Source organism: Phyllobacterium chamaecytisi (genome assembly GCF_020164455.1).
GTDB lineage: Bacteria > Pseudomonadota > Alphaproteobacteria > Rhizobiales > Rhizobiaceae > Phyllobacterium > Phyllobacterium chamaecytisi.
Genome location: NZ_JAIQWW010000007.1, coordinates 155,567 through 181,089, shown reverse-complemented (window position 1 = coordinate 181,089; position 25,523 = coordinate 155,567). Strand labels below are relative to the sequence as shown.

26 protein-coding genes, 1 tRNA gene and 1 other RNA gene are annotated in these 25,523 nt (G+C 56.5%); 16 read left to right on the top strand and 12 right to left on the bottom strand.

Annotated features, from left to right (window positions below):
- Window positions 1–145: 145 nt before the first annotated feature.
- On the top strand, window positions 146–679 hold the full coding sequence (locus tag LB462_RS13210) for a glyoxalase superfamily protein (RefSeq protein ID WP_224508536.1): 534 nt from the start codon (window positions 146–148) through the stop codon (window positions 677–679).
- Between the two features lie 158 nt (window positions 680–837).
- On the opposite strand, the gene LB462_RS13205 is transcribed toward LB462_RS13210, so the two are convergent.
- Entirely contained in the window at window positions 838–1,308 is a 471-nt protein-coding gene (locus LB462_RS13205) for an Lrp/AsnC family transcriptional regulator (RefSeq protein ID WP_112530060.1), read from the bottom strand.
- A gap of 146 nt (window positions 1,309–1,454) precedes the next feature.
- Between LB462_RS13205 and LB462_RS13200 the strand changes: the two genes are divergently transcribed.
- The 6 genes from LB462_RS13200 (at window position 1,455) to LB462_RS13175 (ending at window position 10,175) form a co-directional block, all read left to right on the top strand.
- On the top strand, window positions 1,455–2,366 hold the full coding sequence (locus tag LB462_RS13200) for a DMT family transporter (RefSeq protein ID WP_224508534.1): 912 nt from the start codon (window positions 1,455–1,457) through the stop codon (window positions 2,364–2,366).
- Window positions 2,367–2,411: 45 nt separating this feature from the next.
- Window positions 2,412–3,287 (top strand): dienelactone hydrolase family protein, encoded by an 876-nt coding sequence (locus tag LB462_RS13195; protein ID WP_224508532.1) that lies wholly within the window; start codon window positions 2,412–2,414, stop codon window positions 3,285–3,287.
- Window positions 3,288–3,373: 86 nt separating this feature from the next.
- Entirely contained in the window at window positions 3,374–4,324 is a 951-nt protein-coding gene (locus LB462_RS13190; RefSeq protein WP_224508531.1) for a hypothetical protein, read from the top strand.
- An 8-nt stretch (window positions 4,325–4,332) separates the two neighbouring features.
- The gene (locus LB462_RS13185) at window positions 4,333–4,707 is read left to right on the top strand and encodes a DUF2185 domain-containing protein (RefSeq protein ID WP_112530052.1); all 375 of its coding nucleotides are present in this window, start codon (window positions 4,333–4,335) and stop codon (window positions 4,705–4,707) included.
- Between the two features lie 121 nt (window positions 4,708–4,828).
- Window positions 4,829–6,238, top strand: coding sequence for an FAD-binding oxidoreductase (locus tag LB462_RS13180; RefSeq protein ID WP_224508529.1), 1,410 nt, complete (start codon window positions 4,829–4,831; stop codon window positions 6,236–6,238).
- 61 nt (window positions 6,239–6,299) lie between these two features.
- Window positions 6,300–10,175, top strand: coding sequence for an AsmA family protein (locus LB462_RS13175; RefSeq protein WP_370637144.1), 3,876 nt, complete (start codon window positions 6,300–6,302; stop codon window positions 10,173–10,175).
- Between the two features lie 5 nt (window positions 10,176–10,180).
- Here the strand turns inward: LB462_RS13175 and LB462_RS13170 are convergent, their stop codons facing one another.
- The 5 genes from LB462_RS13170 to LB462_RS13150 form a co-directional block, all read right to left on the bottom strand.
- On the bottom strand, window positions 10,181–10,672 hold the full coding sequence (locus LB462_RS13170) for a VOC family protein (RefSeq protein WP_112530197.1): 492 nt from the start codon (window positions 10,670–10,672) through the stop codon (window positions 10,181–10,183).
- 112 nt (window positions 10,673–10,784) lie between these two features.
- Window positions 10,785–11,015, bottom strand: coding sequence for a ribbon-helix-helix domain-containing protein (locus LB462_RS13165; RefSeq protein WP_224508527.1), 231 nt, complete (start codon window positions 11,013–11,015; stop codon window positions 10,785–10,787).
- Entirely contained in the window at window positions 11,012–11,224 is a 213-nt protein-coding gene (locus tag LB462_RS13160; RefSeq protein ID WP_224508525.1) for a DUF4169 family protein, read from the bottom strand. The genes LB462_RS13165 and LB462_RS13160 overlap by 4 nt, the downstream gene beginning before the upstream one ends.
- A gap of 1 nt (window position 11,225) precedes the next feature.
- Window positions 11,226–11,801 carry an SspB family protein gene (locus tag LB462_RS13155; protein WP_224508522.1) on the bottom strand — a complete coding sequence of 192 codons (576 nt, stop codon included), beginning with the start codon at window positions 11,799–11,801 and terminating at the stop codon, window positions 11,226–11,228.
- Between the two features lie 209 nt (window positions 11,802–12,010).
- Window positions 12,011–12,709, bottom strand: coding sequence for a TetR/AcrR family transcriptional regulator (locus tag LB462_RS13150; RefSeq protein ID WP_370637132.1), 699 nt, complete (start codon window positions 12,707–12,709; stop codon window positions 12,011–12,013).
- Window positions 12,710–12,927: 218 nt separating this feature from the next.
- Here LB462_RS13150 and LB462_RS13145 point away from each other — a divergent pair, with 218 nt between their 5' ends.
- Window positions 12,928–14,136: a multidrug effflux MFS transporter gene (locus tag LB462_RS13145; RefSeq protein WP_224508519.1), complete on the top strand. Its 1,209-nt coding sequence runs from the start codon at window positions 12,928–12,930 to the stop codon at window positions 14,134–14,136.
- 89 nt (window positions 14,137–14,225) lie between these two features.
- Here LB462_RS13145 and LB462_RS13140 read toward each other — a convergent pair whose 3' ends face one another.
- The 3 genes from LB462_RS13140 to ssrA all read right to left on the bottom strand — a co-directional run bounded on the left by LB462_RS13140 (window position 14,226) and on the right by ssrA (window position 15,515).
- A complete protein-coding gene (locus LB462_RS13140; RefSeq protein ID WP_224508517.1) occupies window positions 14,226–14,699 on the bottom strand; it encodes an SRPBCC family protein in 474 nt (157 codons plus the stop codon).
- The gene (locus LB462_RS13135; protein WP_224508515.1) at window positions 14,680–15,033 is read right to left on the bottom strand and encodes an ArsR/SmtB family transcription factor; all 354 of its coding nucleotides are present in this window, start codon (window positions 15,031–15,033) and stop codon (window positions 14,680–14,682) included. The genes LB462_RS13140 and LB462_RS13135 overlap by 20 nt, the downstream gene beginning before the upstream one ends.
- Before the next feature lie 124 nt (window positions 15,034–15,157).
- Window positions 15,158–15,515: a transfer-messenger RNA gene (gene ssrA, locus LB462_RS13130) on the bottom strand.
- A 145-nt stretch (window positions 15,516–15,660) separates the two neighbouring features.
- Here ssrA and LB462_RS13125 point away from each other — a divergent pair.
- From LB462_RS13125 to LB462_RS13100, 6 genes are all read left to right on the top strand, one after another.
- A complete protein-coding gene (locus LB462_RS13125) occupies window positions 15,661–15,972 on the top strand; it encodes a DUF2853 family protein (RefSeq protein WP_210000530.1) in 312 nt (103 codons plus the stop codon).
- Between the two features lie 140 nt (window positions 15,973–16,112).
- A complete protein-coding gene (locus LB462_RS13120) occupies window positions 16,113–16,907 on the top strand; it encodes a thymidylate synthase (RefSeq protein WP_224508514.1) in 795 nt (264 codons plus the stop codon).
- A 54-nt stretch (window positions 16,908–16,961) separates the two neighbouring features.
- Window positions 16,962–17,462: a dihydrofolate reductase gene (locus LB462_RS13115; protein WP_183663455.1), complete on the top strand. Its 501-nt coding sequence runs from the start codon at window positions 16,962–16,964 to the stop codon at window positions 17,460–17,462.
- 243 nt (window positions 17,463–17,705) lie between these two features.
- Window positions 17,706–18,815, top strand: a complete 1,110-nt coding sequence (gene hflK / locus LB462_RS13110; protein WP_224508512.1) for an FtsH protease activity modulator HflK — start codon at window positions 17,706–17,708, stop codon at window positions 18,813–18,815.
- Window positions 18,812–19,771 carry a protease modulator HflC gene (gene hflC / locus LB462_RS13105; protein WP_224508510.1) on the top strand — a complete coding sequence of 320 codons (960 nt, stop codon included), beginning with the start codon at window positions 18,812–18,814 and terminating at the stop codon, window positions 19,769–19,771. Before hflK ends, hflC begins: the two co-directional genes overlap by 4 nt.
- A 15-nt stretch (window positions 19,772–19,786) precedes the next feature.
- Window positions 19,787–19,972, top strand: coding sequence for a DUF2065 domain-containing protein (locus LB462_RS13100; RefSeq protein ID WP_112530022.1), 186 nt, complete (start codon window positions 19,787–19,789; stop codon window positions 19,970–19,972).
- Between the two features lie 249 nt (window positions 19,973–20,221).
- Here the strand turns inward: LB462_RS13100 and LB462_RS13095 are convergent.
- Window positions 20,222–20,318 (bottom strand) — tRNA-OTHER (locus LB462_RS13095).
- Window positions 20,319–20,409: 91 nt separating this feature from the next.
- Window positions 20,410–21,612, bottom strand: a complete 1,203-nt coding sequence (locus LB462_RS13090) for a hypothetical protein (RefSeq protein WP_224508508.1) — start codon at window positions 21,610–21,612, stop codon at window positions 20,410–20,412.
- A 388-nt stretch (window positions 21,613–22,000) separates the two neighbouring features.
- Between LB462_RS13090 and LB462_RS13085 the strand changes: the two genes are divergently transcribed.
- Complete coding sequence (locus LB462_RS13085) at window positions 22,001–23,548, top strand: DegQ family serine endoprotease (RefSeq protein ID WP_224508506.1); 1,548 nt, start codon at window positions 22,001–22,003, stop codon at window positions 23,546–23,548.
- A 175-nt stretch (window positions 23,549–23,723) separates the two neighbouring features.
- Here the strand turns inward: LB462_RS13085 and serB are convergent, their stop codons facing one another.
- Entirely contained in the window at window positions 23,724–24,611 is an 888-nt protein-coding gene (gene serB, locus LB462_RS13080; RefSeq protein WP_224508504.1) for a phosphoserine phosphatase SerB, read from the bottom strand.
- Window positions 24,612–24,637: 26 nt separating this feature from the next.
- Between serB and miaA the strand changes: the two genes are divergently transcribed.
- Window positions 24,638–25,522: a tRNA (adenosine(37)-N6)-dimethylallyltransferase MiaA gene (gene miaA, locus LB462_RS13075; protein WP_224508502.1), complete on the top strand. Its 885-nt coding sequence runs from the start codon at window positions 24,638–24,640 to the stop codon at window positions 25,520–25,522.
- The last annotated feature ends 1 nt before the right edge of the window (window position 25,523 follow it).

The following is a 25,523-nucleotide window of genomic DNA, read 5'->3' as shown; positions in this document are numbered from 1 at the left end:
GAGGCGGCAGATGCAGCCGGCCGCTCGCGGGCCTCACAGCTCAAGGTGAATGTATCGGACAAAACGTCGTTTCATCCTTTGATAGGTGAACGGGTCGGCAATGCGGGCACTGACTTTCCTCGTTCACCGGATGCGAAGGAAAACGATGCGTACATTCAATGACGCCAAGGCGATTGCCAAGTCGCTGCGCCGGGCACTCAAGCAAAAGAATATCGAGATCTCCCACAGCGAGGGGCTGGAACTCGTCGCGGCGGGATTCGGTTTCGACAGTTGGAACGTACTTTCGACGAAGATCGAGAATGAGTCGCCAACGACCAGCGCTGCCATTTCGTTTGGCTCGGCTATTCCGATCCTGCGGATATTCGATGTGGGGAAGGCCAAGGAATTCTATCTGGATTTCCTAGGGTTCACGCTCGATTGGGAACATCGCTTCGGCGATAATTTCCCACTATATTGTCAGGTCTCGCGCTCTGGACTCACTCTGCATCTCAGCGAGCATTCCGGTGATGCCAGCCCTGGCGCTCGCGTCTTCGTCCGCATGAAGGGCATCGATGCGCTGCATAAAGAACTTCACTCGAAAGACTACCGCTTCATGAAGCCCGGCATCGAACAGCAGGATTGGGGGCGAGAGGTGATGGTCATCGATCCCTTCAGCAATCGTATCTCGTTCTGCGAGTAGCCCGGTAACCGACGATAGAAACCTATTGAGAATTCAGGCTGATGAGGCGGATGAGGTGGATTTCGAGAACCGGAACGCAGTGGACATTTTCGTCCATGAGTACCGGAAGCACAGAAAGCCGCCTCAGATGCCCATCAGGGTGGATTGGCAAAGGTTTCTTAACGTTGCGGGAGCTTTAGCGGAGCTCCCGTTTTCACGGTGCGGATGGCGAAATTCGAACGGATGTCCGCAACGCCAGGAAGCAATAGCAGCTTTTCCGTCAAGAACCGCTCATAGGCGCTCAGGTCCTCGACAACCACCTCGGCGAGAAAATCCGCGGTTCCGGAGATGAGGAATGCGGCTGTCACTTCCGGCATGGCAATGAGCGCCGCCTGTTGCGCGTCGGAATTTTCGCGGCTGTGCTGCCCGACCTTGATTTCCACGAACACCGTCAAGCCGAGACCGACTTCCTTGCGGTCGATATCAGCGCGGTAACCGCGGATGACTCCGGCCTTTTCCAGATTGCGGATACGGCGCAGGCAAGGTGAGGGCGAAAGATTCACCTTCTCTGCAATCTCGACATTGGTCGCCCGTGCGTCCTCCTGCAGCGCTTCGAGTATTCCAATATCAAATTTATCCAGATTTGGCATAAACGGCCTCATACTTCTGTTTAACTTACTGAATATTGCTGAAAGCGTATCAACGGTGGCATCAACTTGCAAGGACATGCTCATGCCATAGGCGCTATCCTGACTTTCAACCGAAGATGTTCGGGCATTTTTGAAAGGAAGTTCCGATGGTTGCTCTCAGTCCAGAATTCAGGAAATCCAATTCCCTCGCCACAGGCTATGCGGGTGCGCTGGTCACCGTTTTCATCTGGGCGACGTGGATCATTGCCACCCGCCACAGTAGCGGCACGCATCTCGGCACGATCGATCTTGGCCTCATCCGCTACGGTGTTCCGGCATTGGTCCTCGCACCGGTGTGGTTGAAGACGGGACTTATCCCTCGCGATGTTCCGCTCGCCCTTCTGACGATCATGGTCTGCGGCGCTGGCGCGCTGTTCTTTCAGGTCACCACCTTCGCCATTCATTCGACGCCCGCTTCAGCCGTCGGGGTTCTTCTCGGTGGTTCCATGCCGCTTGCTGCTGCACTGATCGGTGTCGTTGTGTTCGGCGAACGGCCGGATCTCACGCGCTGGCTTGGCCTTGGCTCTATCGTCGCCGGTCTTGCCATCCTTCTCGTGCTTGCCCTCAACAGTCATGAAATCACGTGGGTCAGCTTCGTCTTCCTCCCGCTCGGTGCGTTGCTCTGGGCTGGCTATACCCATGCATTCAAGCGCTCCGGTTTGACCGCGATGCAGGGCGGTGCGCTGATCGCGGTCTGGTCTTTCCTCATTCACGTTGGCCTCGCGCTCACCTTCGGCTCAACGATTCTCGAGGTTCCACTGCCTGAACTCGGTTTGCAGTTCCTGAGCCAGGGTGTCCTGTCGGGTCTTGCCGCGATGTTGGCCTATGGCATTGCCGTCCGTTCCCTTGGTGGCAGCCAGGCCGCCGCCTTCAGTGCACTGACGCCGGTTCTGGCCGCTCTTGGCGGTGCCATATTCCTTGACGAGCCGGTCGGCGTCTGGGAGATTGTGGCAGCACTTATCACCGGACTTGGCGTTGCCCTTTCAACCGGTATCCTTTCGCATCGCGCCAGGGGCTGATGCGAGGGACGCGCGCCTCGTCCTCCACGTTTGGAGGAAACAGTTATGAACAAGCCGACAATCACCCAAGCGATGGTCGAGGCCTACGACGAATATACTCACCTGTCGCTTGACCGCCGCGCCTTCATGGAAAAGTTGACCAAGCTTGCAGGTTCCGGAGCTGCTGCCGCCGTCATCGCCCCGATGCTGGCGGCAAATGCCGCACAGGCTGGAATCATTGCGGTCGATGACCCAAGGCTTCGCACCAAGGACATCGTTTTTTCGTCATCCGCAGGAGACATCAAGGGATATCGGGCAAGCCCGGCAGAACGCTCGGGCAAGCTCCCGGCTGTCATTGTCATCCATGAGAATCGCGGCCTGAACGAGCATATTCGTGACGTTGCCCGCCGCATGGCGCTCGAAGGTTTTGTCGCGTTGGCACCGGACCTGCTTTCCGCCTCTGGCGGAACGCCCGGCGATGAGGACAAGGCGCGGGATATGATCGGAGCGCTCGACCCAAAAACTGCGATTGCAGAAGGCATTGCAACCATCGAATATCTCAAGCAGGACAAAGGGACCACCGGCAAAGTCGGCGTCGTCGGCTTTTGCTGGGGCGGTGGCATGGTCAACGATCTTGCGGTCAACGCTCCTGATCTCGGCGCCGGTGTGGCGTATTATGGCCGGCAGCCAAAAGCCGAAGACGTTGCCAAAATCAAGGCACCGCTGCTTTTGCAATATGCCGGTCTCGATACGCGGATCAATGCTGGTATCGATGCCTACAAGAAAGCCCTCGAACAAAACGGCAAGAGTTTCGAGATCCATATTTATGATGGCGCGAACCATGCTTTCAACAATGATACATCGGAAGCCCGCTATGACAAGAAAGCGGCGGATCTCGCCTGGAGCCGCACGGTAGCGTTCTTCCAGAAGAATCTGGCGTGAGGAGTACGAAAAACAAAAGGGAAACCAAAAGCTTGCGGGACCGTTCTAAGGCGATTACTTCTCTCATTGAAAGAAGGAATGACCCGATGCGAATTGTTACTCTCGCCTTAAGCTTTGCGCTTTTTTTGCTGGCAAGCGTCCAGTTGGGCCTTGCACAAGAGCGGGTTTTTCCCGGCGGTTCCGGTGTCGGGCTCGTGCCTCCTCCCGGTCTGGTCCTGTCTACCAATTTCAGCGGGTTCGAAGATGCCGCCAAGGGTACATCGATCGTTCTGACGGAGCTGCCGGTGGACGCCTACGCGGAGCTCGCGGCAAAATTTAATCCCGATGGTCTGCGCGCGACCGGGATCGAGGCTGGCCAACCGGAAGATTGGCCTGTCGAAGGCGCTGTCGTCTCAAAACTTATTCGCGGCAGCCAGGTCGCGGCCGGGATCAAATACCGGAAATGGGTGGTCCTGGTCGGTGCCAAGACGACAACTGCCATGGTGACGGTACAAATACCCGATGGCGTACAGGGAGGCTTGTCCGATGCGGATGTCGAGACCGCCCTGCGCACCATCACGATCCGCACCCCGCCAAGCCTCGACGAGCAGGTCGCTGCCTTGCCGTTCAAAGTATCCGATACGGCCGGGTTCCGCCCGGTGCGCGTGATAGCAGGGGCGACTTTTCTTTTGACCGAGGGTCCGAATGATGTCGCGGCAAACTCGATGCAGCCCATCATCATCATTGCGTCCAATCTCAATACTGCACCGGAAGCGCCAGCGCGAATGTCCTTTGCCAAACAGGCATTCGCCTCATTGACCGGCATCAAGGATGTGCAGTCGGACAACGAGACGAGCTCTGAAGAAAATGGCGCCGAATGGGTCGAGATCGACGGGAGTGCCAAGGATGCTGCCAGCGGAGATGCGCTGTACGTCGCGCAAATTGCTCGTTTTGAAACAAGCCGTTACGTGCGCGCCATCCTGATCGTGCGGAGTAGCGAGAAGGACAAGTTTTCCGATCGTTTTCGAAAACTAGCCAAATCCCTGACGATCAACTAAAATTGGCTATGGAGAAAAGCTACCGACTCACCAAGAACGAGATACGGCCATTGATCCGCAACTATGGCGGTTGCATTGCGACGGATACGATCACGATCGATGGCTATCCGGTGCGCTTCATGTACCGCGAGGATCCCGACAACGAGATGGATAGCGGTTGGCGGTTTCTCTCCGGCTTCGAGAGCGACGACTATATGGAAGACCCGGACAACAGCGGCATCTTCGAGGTCAATACCATTGCCAATTACGATCCCAGCATCATTCCGCTTCTGGATGCACCTGTCGGCAGTGTGTTCGAAAAGACCGGCGAGCAGGAGCGCTTCATCCCCGTCACCGATTGGCAGCCGGGCGAAGACGATGATGAGGATGACGACGATAATTAGATCCCGCCTTTTTGCGTGCGGGAAGTCGTCACGGTAATCACACAGAGTTACAACTGGACAAGTCGTGTGCATTCCCCGAAAATGCACGCGTGGAAGACGTATATTGAAGGGTGGAACTGGAATGGCATTGGCAGATGCGGGCGCTTTGCTACGCAACGAAAACGGTATCGCGACGGTCGTTTCTATTCTGAAGAAACGCTTCGGCGATAATGCGCAGTCGGGCAAGTCCATTCGCGAACAGCACGCGCATACGACGAGTTACGTGCCCAACCAGGCACCGGATCTGGTCGTTTTCGTTGAGTCCGCCGAGGATGTTCAGGAAATAGTGCGCCTGTGCAGTGAATGGGGCGTTCCGGTGATCGCGTTTGGAACAGGCACTTCGCTCGAAGGTCATGTCAACGCGCCGGCCGGCGGCATTTCCATTGATCTTTCGCGTATGAATCGCATTCTCAAGGTCTATAGCGAAGATTTGAATGTCGTTATAGAGCCGGGCGCTACGCGCAAGCAGCTCAACGAATATCTACGCGACACGGGTTTGTTCTTCCCCATCGATCCCGGCGCCAATGCCAGCCTCGGCGGTATGGCGGCAACGCGCGCTTCGGGCACCAATGCCGTGCGCTATGGCACGATGCGCGAGAACGTGCTGGCACTGAAGGCAGTGATGCCGGACGGACGCCTGATCACCACGTCGAAGCGGGTGAAGAAGACATCGGCAGGCTATGACCTGACGCGTCTGCTCGTCGGCTCGGAAGGCACGCTCGGCATCATCACGGAACTGACGCTGAAGCTTTATGGCATTCCGCAAGCTATTTCCGGCGGCATCTGCGCTTTTCCAGATCTTGAAAGCGCTTGCAATGCGGTGATCGAGACCATTCAGATGGGCATACCGGTCGCGCGCATCGAACTGGTCAATCAGCTCGAAATGCAGGCGATGATCGCCTATTCCAAGCTGGATTACGAGCCTGCACCTTATCTCTTTCTCGAATTCCACGGCAGCGAAACCAGCGTGGCCGAGCAGGCAGAACTCTTCGGTGAAATTGCCGCTGCCAACGGCGGCGGCGAATTCAAATGGACAGCCAATGCAGAAGAGCGTGAGAAGCTCTGGTCGGCGCGTCACAATTCCTATTTCGCCTGCATGACGCTCGCGCCTGGAAAGCAATCGCTTTCGACCGACGTGTGCGTGCCAATCTCGCGGTTGGCGGAGTGTATCGTCGAGACCGAGAAGGATATCGAGGAGAGCGGGCTGATTGCGCCGATCGTCGGTCATGCCGGCGATGGTAATTTCCACGTGCTCGTGCTTTTCGACGAGAAAGACCCGGCCGAGATCCAGAAGGTCGAGGCCTTTGTCGAGCGTCTTAATTTGAGAGCGATCGCGATGGATGGAACCTGCACGGGTGAACATGGCATCGGCCAGGGCAAGATCAAGTTCCTTCGGGCAGAGCTCGGCGGTGCTGTCGACGTGATGGAAGCGATCAAGCGCGCAATCGATCCGGGCAATATCATGAATCCCGGCAAGATCTTACGCCTTTAGGCTCGCAGATTGATTCCTGGCGCTAAACCATTGTGTGAGCGTTGCAAATTGACCAGAAAGACTGTCATGTCTTGCCGCCGCCAAAAACTGGTGCTTATGGTGCCCGGCACGTATCGATCGGAGTAGGACACTGGCACGCCTGTTCGTATTTATCGGCGGATTATTGGTACTGGTGCTGACAGCGGCGCTGGTTGTGCCTTACTTTGTCGATTGGGCCGGTTACCGTTCCTCCTTCGAGCGCGAAGCATCCGCGCTGCTCGGACGGCCTGTGACGGTTGCAGGCAGCGCCAGCGCGCGGCTGCTGCCGTTTCCCTCTGTGACGTTTTCCGATGTCAAGGTCGGTGATCCGGGCTCCGAGCCGGTGATGACGATCGAGAAGTTTTCGATGGATGCCGAACTTGCGCCATTCGTCCGTGGCGAAATCCTGATCTTCGACATGCGGATCGAGAAGCCGACGGCAAAGGTAGCCATCGATAAGAACGGCGTCATCGACTGGGCAATCCGTCCGCGCGCGCCGTTCCATTCGGCGCAGGTCAGGCTGGAGGATATGCGCATTACAGATGGCTCGGTGGTCATTCGCGATGCCTCGACAGGAACCACCCGGACTATTGGAAACCTTAACGCGTCATTGTCGGCAACCGACCTGTCCGGGCCGTGGAAATTTGATGGAACGCTGTTTTTCAACGGCGCAAAGACGGCTGTCTCCGCTTCGACGGGCGCTGTGAAGCCTGATGGCACGCTGAACGTCCATGCACGCGTCTCCCCGGACCGCATTCCGGCGGCATTCGAAACCGACGGCGAGTTGACCGTGAATGAAGGTGTGCTGAAATATACCGGCAATATCGATATTCGCTCGGCTGACGAGGTGGCCGACGGTGCCAAGACTGCCGGGAAAACCGAAAAGCCGCTGCTTTCCAGCGTTCGCGTCACCGGACGTTTTGAGGCCGATCACGCCAAGATCGATATCCCCGAATTTCGGATGGAGCAGGGGACCGTCGACGATCCCTACATTGTCAATGGCAACGCGCTTTTCGACTACGGCAGTAATCCGCGTTTTGAAATCAAGGCGGACGGACAGCAAGTCACGTTTGCCAATCAGAATGAACAAGCCAAGGGCACCACACCCAAACCGGCCACCGCAACTGAACGGATGGGTGTGTTCCGGCGTCTGATGGATCAACTGCCAATACCGACCGTTCCCGGCACGATCGACCTCAAACTTCCAGCGATCGTTGCAGGTGACACGACGATCCGCTCGGTAACGATCGATGCGGCGCCGTCGAACGGGGCTTGGCAGATCAATCAGGTCAAGGCGGAACTGCCGGGGCGAACCCAGTTCGAAGCCAGGGGGACATTGCAGGTTGGGGACGATTTTGGCTTTGACGGGCGGCTGCTGATCGCGTCACGTCAGCCCTCGGGACTCGCCGCATGGCTGACGGATTCCGTTGACGAGTCGATCCGGCGCTTGCCCGGAGCCGGTTTTTCCGGCGATGTGAGCCTGCATGACGAGTTGCAGAAGGTCGATAATCTCGAACTGGCACTTGGCGGCGCATCGCTCAAAGGCTCGCTGGTTCGCAGCGCCAAGGGCGAATCCCTGCCGCTGACGCAACTGACGCTTGAGGGTGGGGCGCTCGACGCCGATGCGCTCGAGGCTTTCGCGGCGATCTTCGGCAATACTGGAAAGCCATCCGCAAACGGTTCGCCGCAGTTGCGCGGCCAGGATCTCGATGTGCATCTTAAAGCCGGGCCCGTCACACATAACCGGCTCGTTGCGGAAACTCTGGACACGGCTTTCCGCCTGCGCGATGGCGTTTTCGATATCGATCGGCTGACGATCGGTAATGTTGCAGGTACCACCATAACCGCGACCGGCAAGCTTGCACCCTTCAAGGCCGAACCCTCAGGTTCGCTCGACTCCACCATTCTCTCGGACAATCTCGCCCCATTTGTCACGGCCATGGCTACCCGGTTTCCGGATTTCCCGTTCATCAAGACCTTGAGCGAAAACGCTGCCCGGTTTCCGGGTCTCTTCGAGGAGACCAATCTCAATGTCATTGCAAACACTTTGCATGGCAAAGGCGGATCCGAGTTCTCTTTGAGCGCTGCGGGGAAAACCGGGGGGATGGACGTAACCCTCTCTGGCACAACGACGGAAAACGCTGACAAGTTGCGCTCGCTCGAGCTGACGATGGATGCGCGCAACGCACAGGCGGAGACGCTGATGGCGTTGATAGGACTTCCGGCCCTGCCACTCGGCATGGCGGGCGAACTGGAGGCCGACCTCGCGTTGAAAGGTAATGAAAAGGATGGCCTCCAGACACAGCTTTCGCTGAAGTCCTCAGATGGACAGGCGCTTGTCGATGGCAGTTTTCGGGACATCGGCGGCGAGCTGAGCGGCGAGGGCCGTGCCTCGATCAAGGCAGCGGATCTCGAATCTTATATCGCAACGGCAGGTTATTCACTGCCCGGCTTTGGCAATGGCATGCCCGTGGATATCGCAAGCAGTTTCCAGCTTTCGAAGGGCAAGCTGACCTTGCCAGATTTGAACGGCGAGGTGAGCGGCAGGAAGATCGCTGGCCGACTGGGCTTCGATGTCGAGAACGGTATACCGGCGGCGCAAGGCGATCTGACGCTCGCTCAACTCGACCTTCCGTCACTGGCGCAATTCATGCTGGGCACGAATGCGCTCGGAACTGAAGGTCGCAATATTTGGCCGAAGGAGAACTTCGCGGCCGCACCGCTTTTTCCGGTAAATTTCAATGTGAAAGTCAATGCTGCGGAAGCCCCGGCGGGGATTCTTGGCACGATGGGTAAATTCCAGACGATTGCCACCCTGAAAGACGGCTCGCTTCGTCTCGACGATGTAAAGGGCGATCTGTTTGGCGGCCAGGTCCATGGCATGTTCGAGTTACGCAATACCAGCGGTACAGGTCTGGCGACCGGACAGTTTACGCTCGACCAGACGGCTCTCGAGGCCCTCTACAAGCCCGACGAAGACCAGACACCGTTGAAGGGCAAGGCGAAAATATCGGCCTCTGTCAATGCGACGGGTACTTCGATTGCCGAGATGATGGAATCTGTCGCCGGCTCAGGCGTGGTCTCGGTCGCGGATCTTGCGATCAACGCGATCAATCCTGGCGCGCTGAAGCCGATCCTTCAAGCGGCGGACGCGATGGAAGGGCCGGTCGCCGCCGCTGCCGTGACCGCCACGATTGGCAAATATTTGCATGAAGGCACGTTCAATGCCGGGGCTGCGGAATTTGCCTTCACGATTGCCGGCGGCATGGCGCGGACCTCGACATTTCAGCTTCAAAGCGAAGCCGCAACGCTGGCTGCTGATCTGCGGCTCAATTTTTCCGATATGAGTGTTGCATCGCAAGGGCGTTTTACCTTCGATCCCGGCAAGGCCGTGGTTGCCGGGGCCGACCCGCTTGTCGAGTTCAGTCTGGCCGGTCCATCGGATAATCCAAAATTGGCTTTGAACCGGCAGCCGCTTGAACAGTTCCTGACCCAGCGCACGCTGGAGCGCGAACAGCAGCGCGTGGAAACGATGCAGGCCGCGCTTGTCGAAAAGCAGCGTCTGCGCCGCGAGGTGCAACTCTATCAGGCCCGCGCGAATGAGCGTGTGCGGCTTGCCGAAGAAGCCCGGCTCAAGGCCGAACAGGAAGCGCGTGCAGCTGCTGAACGCGCCGAAGCTGAAAAGCGCGCCGCAGAGCAGCGGGCTTTAGCGGAAAGACGTGCAGCCGAGGAGGCGGCACAAAAAGCGATCGAACAATCGCAACCGGCACCAGCCCCGGCCGCGCCACAGCCGCAAACGCCCCCCGGACCGGGTGGCGCTGCAGCGGCGCCGCAGGGCACTGGTGCGCTCGACAAGCAGTCAGTCGATGAGTTCCTGAAAACGCTCGAGCCCAAGTCCCTGGACCCGAAGATTCAGTAACGCCATTAATCGCTGGTGCCGTTATATGCGTCCTTGATCTTCTGGATATCGATTTTGTACATCTTCATCATCGCTGCCATGACACGGTCGGCTTTCGCCTGGTCCTTGTCCCGCAGCATTTCGGGAAGAATAGTGGGAACGATCTGCCATGACAGGCCAAATTTGTCCTTGACCCAGCTGCAGGGGCGAATTTGTCCGCCATCGGCCGTCAGTTTTTCCGTCAGTCTATCGACTTCTTCTTGGGTACTGCAGTCAATGGAGAGCGAAATACCCTCGGAAAACTGGAATTCCGGCCCCCCATTCAAGGCAATATATTCCTGGCCTGCAAGCTGGAAAGTGGCGACGAGCAGCGAGCCTTCCTTGCTTCCCCCCTCTTTGCCCCAGTTGAGTCTATTGATAATTTTGCTGTCCTCGAAGATGGACATGTAAAAATCCATTGCCTCTTCGGCGTTTCCGTTGAACCAAAGGCAGGGGGTAATCTTTTGTTTGGCAGGCATCGCTTTCCCTTTCATAGCGGTTTGCACTATCTGTAAGACGAATGAGGGCTTGCCGTTCCGACACGGCAGGATAATTTTTTTCCGCAAGCGATTGATGAGTCAAAACAGGTGGCTATCGCCGCTTATTGCTGTCGTTCCTCACCCAGTCCAGCGCATAGATGCGCAACGCCGATGACAGGTTGGAGCTGCGATCACGGCTTTCGTCAATTTCGGCAATCAAGCCCGCAAGCGTCACGCCGCGGCTAGTCGCGATCGATGCAATGATTTCATAGAAGGGGTCTTCGAGCGAAAAGCTCGTACGGTGTCCGCGAATGGTGACCGAGCGTTTACGGACGCCGCTCACTTGCCGTCCGGATCGTCTTCTGTAGAGGAAGGTTTTGTTTCAAACCGATGGTCGTCAAGAAAGCGTGCTTTCTTGCGATTGGCTTCCCGGTCAAATTGCTTCTCGGCCTTGGTCCGTCCGAACAGGATCCTGTTGTCGGCTGCAGTCTTCTCAACAGCCTCTTTGGCCTTGCGCTTCTTGACCAGTCGAAGATTGACGATCTCGGCCAAGTTATTTCTTCTTGCGGAAAGAATCCAGCGACACCACGGACGCGGTGGCTTTGTCTCCGGTCCCCTCGGTATCTGATTTGTCGCCAGCCTTGACCGGCTTTTTCACCGTTTTCACCGGTGGCTTCGGCTTGGTGCTGGGCGTTGCAAGCTTGGGCTTGTCGCTCTGCTGGACGGGAGCAATGCTGGTTATGCCCTGATCATTGTCGCCAACTGTTTCTTCGACCTCGACATCAAATTCCAGTTCGAAATTCACTGACGGGTCGTAGAAGCCGCGAATCGCCGAGAAGGGGACGACCAAACGTTCGGGTACATCGCCAAAGGAGAGCCCGACTTCGAAAAGCACGTCGGTAACCTGCAGGTCCCAGAACTGATGTTGTAAAACGATCGTCATCTGTTCCGGATATTTTTCGTGCAGACGCGACGATATGCGAACACCTGCCGCACCGGTTAGAAAAGTGACAAAGAAATGATGGTTGCCGGGAAGACCCGCCTTGGCGACTTCGCCAAGCACCTTACGAATAACGCCGCGAAGCGCTTCCTGGGCAAGTATATCGTAGCGGATCATATCTTGTGGCATGCACTCTTATCCCATGGATTCACCCCTCCCTGTCAAGCGGAGATGGCTAACATCATTCAACCATTATGGCGCATGGCTAGCGGAATTGCGACCGCTTGTCTGCCGCACAAAAAAATTTTACGTTCGTCAGGAAAATTGACGAACGTAAAATACAATTTAAACGTCGTTTGCGGCGAATTTTAAGATGAAAATATCAATTTCAGCGGGTACTAGCTGACGACCGCAAGGGCAGGTGTTCGCGGCGCCGCCTCGCTAGCAGGCCCTGCATAGGCGCGGATGAAAGTCTGCACAGCGTTGCGCGCAGCACTTTCAAGTTGTTCATCGGTCGGCGTACCGCCGAACAGCGTGATCATTTGCAGATCGGCGTTGACCAGGGCAAGAAACTGGCGGGCAGCAAGGTCGAAATCGTCGATCCGCAGCACACCTTTGTGGCTGAGGCGTGCAAAAAGAGCGCCCAGAGCCGTGCCGATCTTGCCCGGGCCATGCTGGCGCCATGTTTCAAAGAGGTGCGGATAACGCTCGCCCTCGGACTGCACAAGCTTGCGCAGGAACTTGCCATCCTGATTGCACAGGCAATTTTTCGTGAGACGAACAGCAAAGGCTGTCAGATCGTCCTCAAGATGATCCGACTTGTCCGGAAAGGTTGATAATATCGAAAACAACATGGCGTTGGCGCGGTCCATGACATCCTCGACAACCGCGGTGAACAGAGTTTCCTTTTCGCGGTAGTGGTTGTATATGGTCTGGCGGGAAACGCAGGCCTCTACGGCAATTTCGTCGATACTCGCTCCTGAAAAACCTTCACGACAAAACACCTGGGCGGCGGCATCCAATATTGAAATGCGTTTTGCGCATTGACCGCGCTGGGTATGGCCCATTCCGGCTCTTGGTTCGTTGCGATTTTTCATGGACAGAAGATAATGCGTCTTGACGTTTTAGACAATAGTGTCTAGTTTGACATTTGTGTCCAAGTTTGTTGACACAGCATTTTTGCCCTGTTGATGCGCTGTCCTCCCAAGCTCGCGCACTCATATCGGCCCCCGAAAATCAGTTTGAACCCTCCTGAGAGCGAAGTGGCGCGAAGACAATCCGGTTTTTGCGCCGCGGTTTCTGAAAGATCACCATCATGACGAGCTCCTTCTTTCGTAGTGCCCTCATCCTTGGCCTTCTGACAGCCATCGGTCCCTTTGCGATCGACATGTATCTTCCCGCGATGCCTTCCATCGGACAGGATCTCGGCGCGGAAAACAATGCCGTGCAAATGAGCCTTCTGGCCTTCTTTATTCCATTTGCGGTTGCCCAGCTTTTCTATGGGCCCATCTCCGATATGTGGGGGCGCAAGGCACCGCTCTACATGGGCATCGGACTTTTCGCCGTTGCGAGCATCGGCTGTGCGCTGGCAAGCGATGTAGAGACTTTGATCGCATTCCGCTTCCTTCAAGGCATTGGCGGCGCCGCTGGCATGGTTATCCCCCGCGCTATCGTTCGCGATATGCATACGGGCGTACAGGCCGCGCGACTGATGTCGCTGCTGATGCTGGTTTTCAGTATCTCGCCAATCCTTGCTCCGCTGACAGGCAGTGCCGTCATCGTCCTTTTTGGCTGGCGCGGCGTATTCTGGGCGGTGATGATCGCCGCGTTTCTCGGTCTGATCCTGCTGTCGACGCAGTTGACAGAGACGCGGACCAAGGACGCCCGCGCGGAAAGCGGTTTCGGCAGCGCCATGGCAGCTTATCGCCTGCTGTTTAAGGACGGAAACTTCCTGACGCTCACGTTCATCGGTGGTCTTGGCCTGTCCAGCTTTCTGGTCTATCTGGCCAACTCACCCTTCGTGCTGATCAACCATTACGGATTGACGCCGACACAGTACAGTTTTGCCTTCTCGATCAACGCGGTGTCGTTCTTTGCTGTCTCGCAGCTGACGGGTTGGCTCGGGGCTCGCTACGGCCTCGTTCGCGTGATGCGCAATGCTGTGACAGGCTTTTCGCTGGCCATGGTCGCCATGGTCGTCGTCATGAGCCTTGGCTTCAATCAGCTGCCGGTCATGGCGACCTTCCTCTTCATCGGCTACGGCTTCCTCGGGCTTGTCCTTCCGACAACCGGTGTGCTTGCGCTTGAAGACCATGGAGAAATCGCCGGCACGGCATCGGCATTGATGGGGACGCTGCAGTTCGTTACCGCCGCTGTCGCCATGGGTATTGCCGGTGCGTTCTTTGACGGAACCGCCTTGCCGATGGCGGCAGGCATTGCCCTTTGCGCCGTCGGTGCATTGATCGTCACGCAGACAACAATCGCTCGCCGCCGCGTTGTCGAGGCGGAAGCCGCCGCAGAATAAGATTCCTGACCCTCCATCAGATGCAAAGAGAAAGGCCCGGAACGATGTCCCGGGCCTTTCTCATGTCGAATGTTTGATCGGGAGATCTGTCAGTCCTGCGCGAGCAGCTCTTCCAGCCGATCGAAGGCACTGTTCCAGCCCTCCCGGTGACCGTCGCAATCTTCAGGCGTATCGAATTCGCTCTGTTGGAATGTCATTAGTGTCTTGCCGTTCTGATCTTCGAAATTGATCTTGACGAGCGTCTCGAGGCCTGGCCTGCCGTTCTCCTGATCCCAGGCGAAGGTGAATTCCAGGCGCTTGCCCGGCACGATCTCGCGATAAACGCCGCCGTGCCACAGCTTCTCGCCGCTTGCTTTGCTATCGAGGCAAGCGCGCCATTTGCCGCCAACCCGCAGGTCCGATTCAACGTAGCTTGCCGGATAATCGCGCGGGCCGAGCCATTGCAACATGCGTTTTGGATCTGAGAAGGCATCGAAAACCAGCACGGGCGGCGCGCTGAAGATGCGCGTTATGGTCAGAACGCGACCGGCCGAGGCGTTCGTTTCAACGTTGGTCTGTGCCATCGTGATCTCCATTTGTCTGTACCTCCTGCAGATATTCTTCCAGCCGGTCGAAACTGGTTTCCCAGAAGCGCCGGTAATGTTCGAGCCAGTCCCTCACTTCCTTAAGCGGAGCCGCATCGAGACTGCACGGCCGCCATTGCGCCTCGCGGCCGCGAATGATCAAGCCAGCGCGTTCGAGCACCTTGAGATGCTTCGATACTGCTGGTCCGGACATGCGAAACGGTTCGGCTAGTTCCGTCACCGAGGTCGTGCCCAGCGCCAGACGCGCCAGGATCGCCCTGCGTGTCGGGTCTGCCAGTGCCGAGAAGATGTTATCGAGACGATCGGTTGTCATTTTAATGCTGAACCACTCGGTTATTTAACTATTTGGTTTTATATGCCGCAATGGGGCGCACGTCAAGCCTTTGCACGGGCCGAGCGGGAAGGGGCGAGGGAAGGGAATGAATGGAAGGGGGAGTAGTGAAGGCTTCTGTTGCCAGGTGCCTCCGAACCCCGCCTAGAAGTGCGAACCCCTAGGACTTGATTTGAAGCTATCGCACCGCATTAAGCGGCGAGACGTGCTTCCGCATAGTTGTCGTTTGCAACTACTAGGTTAGCCCGATAACGGTGGTACAATGCCGGGCAAAAGTTCGATCTTTACACTCTTGTCGATCCTATTTCGCCCCCGCCACAAAGCAGCGAAACCTGCTGCGTTCTGGTGGAGGCGCCGGGTACCGCCCCCGGGTCCAATAAGCTTATTACATCGTCCGTTTATCACCATAGCTGGCCGAAGCCAGCAGCTCTTATATAGGAGCTGTTTAGCCGAATTGAAAGAGTGGATTGACTTGGAACTGATGCTGGGGAATGTTTCGGGGGTGTCTAGAGAGCCATCGCCTCATGCATCTGCCAGTTTGTGCGGTGTCTTCATTGTCAGGGAGGTTGCAATGCCACGCATTGAGCCTAGCAATCAGGGGATTTTTCGATGAGTGACTATCTAAAGGATGTTCGTCATTACGATGCGGCTGCCGATGAGGCGACTGTCGCGAAAATCGTCAAACATCTCGGAATTGCTCTGCGCAACAGGGATTCTTCGCTGGTTTCCTGCACAGATCCGGACGAATTGAAGCGTGTTCGCACCAATTGGGTCGAAAAGAAGCTCGGCCTCACAGATACCGCCAAGGCCGATGCCGCCATCGAATCCGTGTGCGCGGCCATGAAGGCGGACAGTTCGAAGAGCCGCGTCACCTTTTATTACCTGACCGCCAAGGCTCTCGGCGCTCTCGGCAAGCTCTGATCATTTTAGGCCAGCCAATCCGAATCGTCCCCGGCGAATCACCGGGGATTTTTCATTGGGTGCATGAATTTCATCAGCGCAGCCCTGTGGATCACGCACAAGTTTAAGTGTTTCGTCAGGCGAATCTGCTAAAAGAAATCATGCGCACTTATCTCGATCTTCTTCAGCATGTGCTCGATACGGGCGCCGATCGCGGCGACCGCACCGGTACCGGTACGCGGTCCGTTTTCGGCTATCAGATGCGTTTCGATCTGGCCGCCGGTTTTCCGATGCTGACGACGAAAAAGCTGCATCTGAAATCCATCATTTATGAACTTCTGTGGTTTCTGAAGGGCGACACGAACGTCGCTTATCTCAAGGAAAACGGCGTCACGATCTGGGACGAGTGGGCCGACGAGAATGGGGACCTCGGCCCCGTCTATGGTGCCCAATGGCGCTCGTGGCCGGCTCCGGATGGCCGGCACATCGACCAGATTGCGAATCTTTTGAATCAGATACGCAAGAATCCTCATTCAAGACGTTTGATCGTCTCGGCATGGAATCCGGCCTTGGTCGATGAGATGGCGCTGCCGCCCTGCCATTGCCTGTTCCAGTTCTACGTGGCCGATGGCAAGCTCTCGTGCCAGCTCTACCAGCGCTCGGCGGACATTTTCCTCGGCGTACCCTTCAACATCGCCTCTTACGCGCTGCTGACGATGATGGTGGCGCAAGTCACCGGGTTGAAGCCCGGCGATTTCGTTCACACGCTCGGCGATGCCCATCTCTATGCCAATCATTTCGAACAGGCGAAGCAGCAATTGATGCGCAAGCCCGGTCCATTGCCGACGATGCAGATCAATCCGGACGTTACCGATCTCTTTGCCTTCAAATATGACGATTTCCATCTGATAGATTATGTCGCCGAGCCGAGCATCAGGGCGCCGATCGCGGTGTAGACGCCGCGTTCAGGTTTGCGGGCGAAATGTTTGTTTGAAACGGATGGATGCCACATGATCAGTTTTGTTGTTGCGATTGCCGAAAATGGCGTGATCGGCCGCGAGAATGGCTTGCCGTGGCGGTTGTCCTCGGATCTGAAGCGTTTCAAGGCAACGACCATGGGCAAACCCATCATCATGGGGCGCAAGACATGGGATTCGCTTGGGCGGCCCTTGCCGGGCCGTACAAACATCGTCATCACGCGCGATCCGGCCTTTTCCGTTGAAGGTGTCATTGCCGCCCGGTCTATCGATCAGGCACTGATGATTGCGGGAAGCCATGCAGGTGCCGACAAGGTCAACGAGATTTGCATTATCGGCGGCGGCGATATTTTTCGGCAGTCGTTGAATCGCGCCGACAGGCTGTATGTCACCTGGGTTCTCGCCGAAGTCGAAGGCGATGTCGTTTTCCCTCCCATCGATCCGAAGGTATGGACCGAGGTTTCCAGCGAGGATTTCCCGGCGGGTGAAAAAGACAATTATGCAACACGGTTTGCCATCTACGAACGCGGTTAATTTTGGCGTCTGTCGATATTCACGCCAAAGCGAGGCGAAAACGGCAGCTTTCGAGCAACGGAGCGCAGCGTACATTTGGTACGTGAGCACCGGAAGCGCAGAAAAACGCCGTTTGCAGACCGCTATGACGTGAATAAGCGTCGCCACGCGTTGAAAGCGCGCCTCGCCATCCCTATAAACGGGAAGTTGGATTAGCGGGAGGAAGCCACGGGGTGGCGCTTTCGTTCAAATTAAGAGGTAGGAATGCCCTGGAGTAATCAGAACGGCGGCGGCGGCCCATGGGGTGGCGGCGGTAATAATAGTGGCGGCGGTGGCCCTTGGGGTCAAAAGCCGCAAGGTGGCGGAGGCAAAACCCCTCCCGATCTCGAAGATATATTCCGCCGTGGTCAGGATCGTTTGCGTCAGGCGCTTCCGGGTGGTTCGGGCGGCAGTCCGGCGATCTGGGGCCTGGCCGCACTTGCGCTGGTGGCTTTCTGGCTTTTCCAGTCGATATACACAGTCCAGCCGGACGAACGCGCTGTGGAGCTGCGTTTCGGCAAGCCCAAGCCTGATATCGCCGAGCCGGGCCTGCATTTCCATTTGTGGCCAATCGAATCCTACGAAAAGGTCGAGATCGTCGAAAAGCAGAAGAACATTGGCGGGCAGGGCGCTCGCGGCGCCAAAGAAGGCCTGATGCTCTCCGGCGATCAGAACATCGTCGATGTTCAGTTCTCCGTACTGTATCGCGTTTCCGATCCCGTCGCCTATCTGTTCCATGTCGAAAATCCGGAAAACCTCGTGCAGCAGGTTTCGGAAAGCGCCATGCGCGAGATCGTCGGCCGCAGTCCGGCACAGGATATCTTCCGCGATAACCGCGCTGGCATCGCCAATGACGTGCGCGCCATTATCCAGAAGACGCTCGACGATTATGGCGCGGGCATTGCGATCAATGCCCTGTCGATCGAAGATGCGGCGCCGCCGCGCGAAGTGGCCGACGCGTTCGATGAAGTTCAGCGTGCCGAACAGGACGAAGACCGTTTCGTCGAGGAATCGAACCAGTATTCCAACCAGAAGCTGGGTCAGGCCCGCGGTGAAGGCGCGCAGATCCGTGAAGATGCGGCTGCCTATAAAAACCGTATCGTCCAGGAAGCAGAAGGTGAGGCGCAGCGCTTTACCTCTGTCTATGACCAGTATGTCAAGGCGCCGGAAGTCACTCGCAAGCGTCTCTTCCTTGAAACGATGGAGCGTGTACTGAAGGATTCGAACAAGGTGATCGTCGATCAAAGCGGACAAGGCGTCATACCTTATCTGCCGCTGCCGGGTTTGACCGCCAAGCCTGCCCCCGCCACCACCACAGAGGGGACAAAGCCATGAACCAGAATCGTGTTCCGCTTCTCGTTGGCCTTATCGCGTTCATCGCACTGTTGGCCTATTCGTCGCTTTTCGTCGTCAGGGCCGGCCAGCAGGCCATTGTCCTGAGGTTTGGTCAGATCGTCGATGTGAAGGCCGATCCCGGCATTTACTTCAAGTGGCCTTTCGGCTTCCTTGAGGCCGACAATGTCCAGATGATCGAAGATCGTCTCCTGAGCTTCGAACTCGACAATATCCGTGTTCAGGTTTCGGGCGGCAAGTTCTACGAGGTCGATGCTTTCCTCGTCTACCAGATCACCGATCCGCGCAAGTTCCGTCAGACCGTATCGGGCGACGTCACATTGGCCGAAGCCCGGTTGCGTACGCGTCTCGATGCGGCGTTGCGTGGTGTCTATGGTTTGCGTGGCTTTGAGGCTGCCCTGTCGGACGAGCGCGCCGGCATGATGAACGAAGTGCGCCAGCAACTGCGCCCCGATGCGGAATCGCTCGGCCTGCAGATCACTGACGTGCGTATTCGCCGGACGGACCTGACGCAGGAAGTGTCGCAGCAGACGTTCGACCGCATGAAGGCAGAACGTCTGGCGGAAGCCGAGCGCCTGCGTGCCCGCGGCCGTGAAGCAGCACAGCGCATCAAGGCCATCGCCGATCGCCAGGTTGTCGAAATCATCGCGGAAGCCCGCAAGGAATCGGAAATTGCCAGAGGTCAGGGTGAAGGCGAGCGCAGCCGTATCTTCGCCGACGTCTTCTCCAAGGATCCGGATTTCTTTGCGTTCTATCGCTCGATGACGGCCTATGGCACGGCGCTGGATAATACGGGAACGACGATGGTGCTTTCACCGAATTCCGAGTTCTTCCGGTATTTCCAGGATTCGAATGGTGGTCTGCCTCCGGTCAGCGGTGCTACACCGCCTGCCGCCGGTGCTACGCCGCCTGCTCCACCCGCTCCCGCCCCTCAATAGGGGCGGGTTCATATCATGATCGATTTCATTGATGCCGTAGGGCTGTTCCTCGTATTCGAGGGGCTTCTCTACGGCCTTTTCCCGCTCGTTGCCAAACGTGTTGCCCGCGATGTCAGCGAACAGCCGGATGGCTTCCTGCGCATCGCCGGCGTCGCCTCCGTAGCCATCGGTGTGGGGGTGGTGTGGCTCGCACGGGGGTAGCGCGGGCCTGCCAAGTCTAGCTTAAACCCTTGATGCAGCGTTATCTCTCCCCTTGTGGGAGAGAAAGCGATTTCAGCATCTTGAGCCCTTTGCTCAAGTGCTAGAAATCGCAAGAGAGGGGATTTTAGATGCTCAGCACATCCCCTCTGTTGGATTTTCCAAGGATTTAGCAAAGGCTAAATCCAGGAAAATCCTTTCTCCCCCACAAGGGGATAACCCGCCAACCTTATTTGCGGCAAAATGTCGGAGACGTGACGGCGGGGCTCGAACCCGCAACCTATCCGCCCTCGGATGTGATTCCATCCAAGTAGAAAACGAATTGCTCTTCCGATTGAGCTACGTCACGTCCACGATGCGAACGGCATCGATGAGTAACCAAATACCCTGTTCAAATGGACCAGAGTTGACGCGAATCTTCCAAATTCGATTCATTGGCGTCAACTTGGTGTCCGTGGGGCTCTCTGGCGATTGCCGAGATTTATGGCCAACTGAAGCAATCTTGCTTCGTGATCCTCGTGCTCGCGCATTTTTCCATCCCAATCTATCTTCATCTGAGATGCCCACATTATGAATGGACCGTGCGCTTTGTCATTTCGTTCTGCTTTTTCGATTGCCTCAGCGAGTAGGCATCCCGCGAGAATCCTTGATTCAACAGACATTGAAGAATCATTAATGCTAACTTTTAGATCCTCGATTTCGGACTGGACCTTCAACGCAGCCTTCTTCACGTCATAGAAGTTGTCTTCATCCCTCTCACGTTCTCGAGCTGGACCGTATTCTATTTCGTGCTCATCGACTTCAGCACGCTCTTGGCTTCGTGCATATCGGTTGATGGCCCCCGCCAAACTCTCGTCGGCTATGCCTGTGGCAATCTCGAAAATTACGCTACACATTGCGGAAAAATCCGAACCGGGCGTCGTGACAAGCTGCGGACCTCCCCAACCGAGCGATAAGGAATACGCACAGTCCACAATATGCGTCTTGGCTTGATTGTCCCGCGGCCTGATAAAATCGGATTCATGATGAGCGCGATAAAGATTGAAACTCAAGAAATGCGAGAGAAATTTCAAATCATTCTGAAGCTGCCAGAAGGGCCGGACTTCGGTTTCATCACCATGCAGATGCTTTTTATATGCCTTGTAGATACTTTCGAAATCATAGGAATAAGGCGAATCTGGATCGTCCAAAAGTTTATTCACTTCGACAATCTTTGAATGAAGCTTATCGATTTTAGCTATTGTTTTCTTTCTGTTTGCTGTCCTTCGACCGCTTTCAAGTATCACCGCGTAGTCAGACGCGCAGTCGGAGACCATATTCAGCACGTTGAGAGCGTGCTTCTTTTCGTCCAACCTCAGGTAACGAAGAACAGCGGGAAATAGGGCGCACAGTCTTTTGACTAACGCCTTTTGACGAGACACTTCTTGCTTTGCGTCATCGTCGGAAATGTCCGCTTTGATGAATAGCCTGAGCCAGCCGCGGTTTAAATAATCGCCCGCACCGGGTACCAGCGAATTTGCAAATGCTATCTCGTCTTGGTCTTTGTGCTCGACGTCATGAAGGAGGTTTAGCATGGCCCCAACGGAGACGGGGCCATCAGCAAACAATTCGTCCAAGTCCCGCTTGGTTGCTCGAACTCGCATACACTCCTCCAATGGCATCCACCTGATCATGCCTCAACAGGGTTGATTGATCAGACAACGAATATACGCGTAGTAAGGCAAATCCAGCGCCAGTCTTAACGCGATCAGTATAAGCACACACACATCTCGGTGCGTGGTTCGACAAGCTCACCATGAGGGAAGTTGGCGGATGGCAAATGAAAACAGCCAACGTGTGTGCTCTTGGCTCCCTGCAAATCTCCTGCCTCCCTCATGGTGAGCTTGTCGAACCAAGCACTCGAGTTCCGTCAATTCATCAACTCTTGAATTGACTGATCTGAAATAAATGCTGCAATAGCCGCTCGGTCATATTTATGTCGCCTCTCGCCGTTCTGTTGTATCATTCTGTTTCCGATAAGGGCCCGAACGTATGTTTTTCAAGACTGGTCGCCTCGTTCTCCGTTCCGCAACCGCGGCTACCGCGCTGATTGCGCTGACCGCGACAAGCCTCAACCCGGCATTTGTCGGTGTCGCGCGGGCGCAGGTGCAAGCTCCGGTTGTGCCGAACAGTCAACAGCCGCGAGCACAGGGGCCGGCCTCCGTTGCCGACCTTGCGGCGGGCTTGCTCGATGCCGTGGTCAATATCTCGACCTCGCAGACCGTCAAGGGACAGGATGGGGAATCGGGCCCGGTGCCAATGCCGAAGGTGCCTGATGGCTCGCCCTTCCAGGAATTCTTCGACGAATATTTCGGCAAGCAGAATCCTGGTGAGAGCAATCCTTCGCACAAGGTCCAGTCGCTCGGTTCGGGTTTCGTGGTCGATGCGGCCGAGGGCATCGTCGTCACGAACAATCACGTGATTGCCGATGCCGACGAGATCGAAGTCAATTTCAATGACGGTTCCAAGCTAAAGGCGACGCTTGTTGGCAAGGATACCAAGACCGATCTTGCCGTGCTAAAGGTCGATCCGAAAAAGCACAAGCTGGTTGCGGTCAAGTTCGGCGATTCATCGAAGACGCGTATCGGCGATTGGGTGATGGCCATCGGCAATCCCTTTGGCCTCGGTGGCACCGTGACCGTCGGTATCGTCTCTGCGCGCAACCGTGATATCAATTCCGGTCCCTACGATAATTTCATCCAGACCGACGCTGCGATCAACCGCGGTAATTCCGGCGGACCGCTGTTCGATATGTATGGACAGGTCATCGGTATCAATACCGCCATCATTTCGCCGACCGGCGGATCGATCGGTATCGGTTTTGCCATTCCGGCCGAGCTTGCGTCCGGCGTCATCGCGCAGCTGCGCCAGTTTGGCGAGGCGCGTCGCGGCTGGCTTGGCGTGCGCATCCAGCCTGTGACTGACGATATCGCCGAAAGCCTCGGCATGACATCCAGCAAGGGCGCGCTGGTCGCCGGGATCATCGAAGGCGGCCCGGTCGCCAATGGTGCGATACTGCCCGGCGATGTGATCACGCGTTTCGATGGCAGGGATGTCAACAACGTCAAGGATCTTCCACGTGTTGTGGCGGAGAGCCCTATCGGCAAGGAAGTCGATGTCGTCGTTGTCCGCAAGGGCAAGGAGCAGACTGTCAAGGTTACGCTCGGCCGCCTGGAAGACAGTGATCAGGCGGATGCCAAGAAGGACGACCAGACGACTGGCGAGGACGGCGCCGCCCAGAACGTGGACGTGCTCGGCATGAGCCTTGGAAAACTCGACGATGCCACGCGCAAGACGTTCGGCATCGCCAAGGAGGTCGAGGGCGTGCTCGTGACTGAAGTGCAGAACGGCTCGATTGCCGCCAACAAGCGCATCGCCGCGGGCGATGTCATCGTCGACATTGCACAGGAGACCGTCTCGACGCCTGAGGATGTGGCGGCGCGGATCGAAAAACTTCGCGACGAGGGCCGCAAGAATGCGCTGCTGATGCTGGCGTCGAAAACCGGCGAGCTGCGGTTTGTGACGCTTCAAATGGACTGATTTGAACGGCTGGATTCAACCGCGGCATTTTTCTCTCAGAGATTCAGGATCGCATGCAAGTCTGCGCAAGAATGACCCAATCCTGCACAAGAACTGGCGAATCTGACGCAAGAAGTGTCGATTCTGGCGCAAGGTTTTCAACCACAGCGCGAAAAATGGTTGTGGGGACGCGAGTTCAGGACACAAAATCGGTTTTTCGATAGCCCTGGATATAGAGAAGTGCGGTCAGATCACCATGGTCGATCCGCACCTTTGCCTGTTCCGCAACGATCGGTTTGGCGTGGAGCGCTACGCCAGTGCCTGCCAGCTGCAGCATGCCGAGGTCGTTGGCGCCGTCTCCGACCGCGATCGCATCTTGCGGTGAAAGGCCAAAACGCTGGCAGATGGAGGTGAGCGCCGCGACCTTGGCCTCACGGCCGAGGATCGGTTCCTTGACCTCTCCCGTCAAGATTTTTCCGTTATCTATCAATGTGTTGGCGCTGTTCTCATTGAAACCGATCATCTCGGCGATACGCTGGGTGAACACGGTAAACCCGCCTGAAACAAGCGAAGTATAAGCCCCGTGTTTCTTCATTGTGCGGACCAGTTCCGGCCCACCCGGCATGAGCGTGATGCGGCCGGCGATCACCTTGTCGATCACTGTATAGGGCAGTCCTTTCAGCAGCGCGACGCGTTCACGCAGCGCAGGTTCGAACGCGATTTCGCCATTCATCGCCCGCGCAGTGATCGCCGCAACTTTTTCGCGGAGGCCAGCTTCTTCGGCCAGTTCATCGATACATTCTTGCTGGATCATGGTCGAATCCATGTCGGCAATCAAAATCTTCTTGCGCCTAGTATCTTGATTTTGCACGATAATATCGATCGGAGCGCCGTCGATAGCCCGTACCAGTTCAAGATGCGCTGAAGCAGCATCGGTACCGTCCCTCAAAGCAAGATCGCAGGCAATCCCGTCGGCCAGCCAATAAAGACCTGTTGCATTGACCGCCGCCGAGGCTTTAATCCCGAGCGATGGTACAAGGTCCGATGTGGCGGGATTGGCGATGAGCGTGGCCATCAAGGGCATAGGGCAATTTCCGATTGGGCGTTAGCGTGGCGAAAAGACAGATAATCCTGATAGCTGGACCGACGGCAAGCGGCAAGTCGGCGCTTGCGCTTCGTTTGGCGGACGAAACAGGCGGTGTGATCGTCAATACCGATTCAATGCAGGTCTATGATGTCCTCAATCTCCTGACCGCGCGGCCAGGTCCGGACGATCTCAAAGCCGCGCCCCACTATCTCTACGGGCATGTTTCGCCGAGCATCGCCTACTCGACCGGACGCTGGCTCTCGGATGCCGAAGAAGTTCTGAATAGGCCAGAACTAGCTGAAAAGACTATGATTTTTGCTGGTGGTACCGGGCTGTATTTTCGTGCACTTCTCGGAGGGCTATCGGCAATGCCTGATATTCCGGCGGATATCCGGGCGCATTGGCGTCAGCAGGATGCGGAGCTCGGCTCAGGGGAATTGTACGCGATTCTTGACGAGAAAGACCCGTTGGCGGCGTCTACCTTACGTCCGACCGATAGCCAGCGGATTGTAAGAGCGCTCGAAGTCATCGATACGTCGGGTCGGTCCATCGTCGAATGGCAGAAGGCAACCGGCAGATCGCTGATTGACTCTGGAGCTGCGCGCAAGATTGTTATCGAGCCCGATAGGAAATGGCTTGGCGACCGCATAGCATCGCGCTTTGAAACGATGATGGAAACTGGAGCCCTCGACGAGGTCAAAGCATTGTTATCATTGGGACTTTCGAGTGAACTCCCTGCCATGAGAGCGATCGGCGTGCGCGAAATTGCCGAGGTCCTTGCCGATCGGCTGGGTCCAGAGGAGGCCGCAGAACTAGCGACGATTGCCACCCGTCAATATGCGAAGCGCCAGATGACATGGTTCCGCAACCAGCTCGGCGACGATTGGGAAAGGTTGCCTTATCCGTGAC